Consider the following 3,582-nt stretch of genomic DNA (forward strand, 5'->3'; position numbering starts at 1 on the left):
TGCGGTCGTACGGGGCGGTGCCGCACGAGGTGCCGACGATCGCCGTCGAGCCGCCGCGCACGCCCCAGCAGATGGAGCGGGCGGTGAAGGGGCTCAGGGCCGTCGCCGCGGCTGCTCGGGAGGGGCTGGGCCGGTCCCGTCGCGGACGCCTTTCCGTCTGCTACCAGACCCAGGTCAGCGACTGCGGGCCGGCCTGTCTGGTGACGACCCTGCGTCACCACGGCGTCGAGGTGGACCTCGACACGGTCCGCGCCCGCGCGGACTCGGGCCGCAACGGCTCGTCGGCCCGCACGCTGCTGGAGATCGCCCGCTCGTTCGGCCTGCGCGGCAGAGGCGTCCGCGCCGACCTCGACGCCCTCCCGAAACTGACTCCCGGCGCCATCCTGTTCTGGAACTTCAGCCACTTCGTGGTGCTCGAAGCGGCGACCAAGGACTATGTGGACGTCATCGACCCAGCGTTCGGACGCCGGCGGCTGAGCCGCGCCTCGGTGGCCGAGGCGTTCACCGGCGTGGCGCTGGAGTTCGAACCGCCTCTGGCGCAGCCCCGCGCCAGGGCGGCCGGGAACTCCGCGCCGGGCCCGTGGCGGCAGCTGGGCCAGTTCCTGCCCCGCGGCGGTGAACTGGTCCGTCTCTCGCTGGCCTCGGGCGCGTTGATGGCCTTCGAGCTGGCGCTGCCCCTCGGTACCGGCTTCATGGTCGAGCATGTGGTGCCGGACCGGGCCGCGAACAGGCTGTGGCTCTTCGCGGCCGTCCTCGGCGGTCTGGCGCTGCTGTTCCTGACTCTGCAGGTCGTCAGGTCGTTCCTGGTGACCAGACGGCAGGCGGTCATGGAAAAACGCCTGACCCTGGGCATCGTCGGCCATCTGACCTCCCTGCCGTACGACTACTTCACCGTGCGCAACTCCGGCGACCTGGCCATGAGAGCCCGGACCAGCAGCGTGCTGACCCAGGTGCTCAGCCTCACGGCGGTCTCCGCCGCCTTCGACGTCCTGCTGACCGCGGCCTACCTGATCGCCATCGTGCTGGTCGACCCGTTCCTCGCCACCGTGGTGATCGCGCTGATCGCCGTCCAGGCCGGCGTGCTCGTCCTCACCTGGCGCCGGCAGACGGTACTCAGCCAGGAGGTCCTGGAACGGCAGACGACGTCCCAGGCGGAACTCATGGAGATGCTGGAGAGCATCACCAGCCTCAAGGCCAGTGGCATGGAGGGACGTTCGGCCGAGCGCTGGTCGCACTCCCTGGTCCGCGAGGTGAACAAGCGGCTGCACGCACGCCGCAGTCTCGCGCTGACCACATCGCTGAGCAGGGCCACGCAGTTCGCGGCCCCCCTCCTCGTGCTGCTGCTCGGTGTCTGGCGCGTGCTCCACGGACACACCTCGCTCGGCGCCGCGCTGGGGTTCATGACACTGACGATGGCGCTCTTCGTCCCGCTGGAGGGCGTGTTCGACGCCGCCTCCCAACTCGCCATGATCCGGCCCACGCTGGCCCGACTCGACGACGTCCTGCGCACGCCTCCGGAGCCCCGCGGGCTGCTCGCCGACACCGGGGTCACGGAACCCGGCCGGATCACCGCGACCGGAGTGGCCTTCCGCTACGCCGGTGCACCCGCCCCCACCCTCAAGGACGTCGAACTCGCCATCGAACCTGGACAGTTCGTCGTGGTCGTCGGCAGGTCGGGGTCGGGCAAGTCGACCCTCGGCATGCTGCTGGCCGGGCTGCACGTCCCCACCGCCGGCATCCTGACGGTCGGCGGGGTGGACATCGCCGAACTGGACCGGCCCACGTTCCGGCGGCAGATCGGCTACGTCAACCAGGACGCCCGGCTCTTCGGCGGCTCGATCCGCGAGAACATCCTCTTCGGCGCCGACGAGGAGCTGGACAAGGACGAGTTGATCGACACGGTGCGGCCGGCCCAGATCCACGACGAGATCCAGGCCATGCCCATGGGCTACAACACCCTGGTGGGTCCCGGCGGACACGGGCTCTCCGGCGGGCAGCGGCAGCGGATCGTGCTGGCGAGGGCCCTCGCCAAGAAGCCACGGCTGCTGATCCTGGACGAGGCGACCAGCGCCCTGGACCCCGCGCTGGAGAAGCGCATCCTGGACGGCCTGCTCGCGGCGGGCATCACCGTGGTCGTCATCGCGCACCGCCTCACCGTCCTGGACCGCGCCGACCAGGTGATCGTCATGAACGGCGGCCGGATCGTGGAATCGGGAGCCCCCTCCGAACTCCGGGCGCGCGGCGAGGAGTTCGCATGTCTGATCTGAGCGGCCCGCGGAACTCCGGGAACAGCCCGCAGGACGGGACACCGGTGCCGTCGGGACCAGCCGTGGTGCCCCTGACCTTCGAGCAGCAGCGCTACCACGCGAAGACCAGCCGGGCCGGATGGGTGCACAAGAACGTCCGGATCTCCTTCGAGATCTCGGGCGGGCTCGACACCCCCCGACTCGTCGAGGCCCTGGACGCGTTCGTCCGCAGGCACGACGCCCTGCACATGCGGCTGGTCTCCGGCCCCGGCGGGCCGCGCGGTCAGCAGGCCGACCCGCCCGGCACCGACGAGCGGTCGGTCACCGTGCAGAGTGTGCGCGCCGCCTCGGCCGAACAGTTCACCCGGTACGCCTCGGCCGTCCTGTCGCGCGACGTGGTCACCGGATGGGCCGACGACTCCCGGCCGTTCGCCCTGCGGCTGCTGAGCCACGGCGACGACCGCCACGCGCTGCTGGCGACCTTCCAGAACATGGTGTTCGACGGCCGCGCGCACCATCTGTTCGCCCGGGAGGTCTGGCGCGACTACGAAGCTCTCGGACGCGGCGAGACCCCACCGGCCACGGCCCCCTCGTTCGCCGCCGCGGCGATCCGCCAGCGCGCGGGCGCCACCCCGGAGCGGACCGCACGGGCCCGGCGGGACTGGAGCCGGCGACTGGCCTTCGAAGCCGCCAACGGTTGGACCCGGCCCGCCGGGACGGCCGGCACCGAGGACGGCGTGGTGCGGATCGAGTTCCCGGCCGAGACCGTGGCACCGCTGAGGCGGCTGTGCGAACGCGAGCGGTGCTCGCTGCCGCAGTGGGTGGTCGCCTCCTTCGCACGCGCCGCCGCACGGGCCGCCGGACGGGACCGGCTGGCCGTCTGGACCACGGTGGACACCCGGTCCACCCGCGAGCGGGACCTGGTGGGCATGCTCGCCGGCTCCGCCCCGCTGGCCCTGACCGGCCTCGACCGGCGCCTGCCCGACGTGGTGGACCACGTCCGCGGCGGACTCCTCGACACGCTCCGCCACCAGATCATGACCCCCGAGGACATCGCCGACTGCACGCCCGGGCCCGTGGCGGGCGGCCCCCGGCGGGACGGGCAGCAGGTCATCGTCCACCTGCGCACCTTCGAGGGCGACTACGCGGCGACCCGTGAGACGGGACCGGTGCGGATCACCACCGATGCCTACCCCCTGGTCCGCATCGGCACGACCCAGGACTCCGCCCTGCTGCTGAACTGCAACGCCTACCGCGACCGGCTGTTCCTCGGCCTGCGCTTCGACGGGGCGACGGTCGGTGGACCGCTGGCCCGGAGCATCCTCGACGCCATGGC

General features: G+C 72.2%; 2 protein-coding genes. Both read left to right on the top strand.

Annotated features, from left to right (window positions below):
• Positions 1-2,267 (top strand): peptidase domain-containing ABC transporter (locus ABZ646_RS42990; RefSeq protein WP_360532182.1); only part of this gene is annotated, 2,267 nt, incomplete at its 5' end.
• The coding region (locus ABZ646_RS42995; RefSeq protein ID WP_360532185.1) for a condensation domain-containing protein at positions 2,255-3,582 on the top strand (1,328 nt) is incomplete at its 3' end. The genes ABZ646_RS42990 and ABZ646_RS42995, both read left to right, overlap by 13 nt.

Source organism: Streptomyces sp. NPDC007162, from assembly GCF_040634175.1.
In the GTDB taxonomy this organism is placed as follows: domain Bacteria; phylum Actinomycetota; class Actinomycetes; order Streptomycetales; family Streptomycetaceae; genus Streptomyces.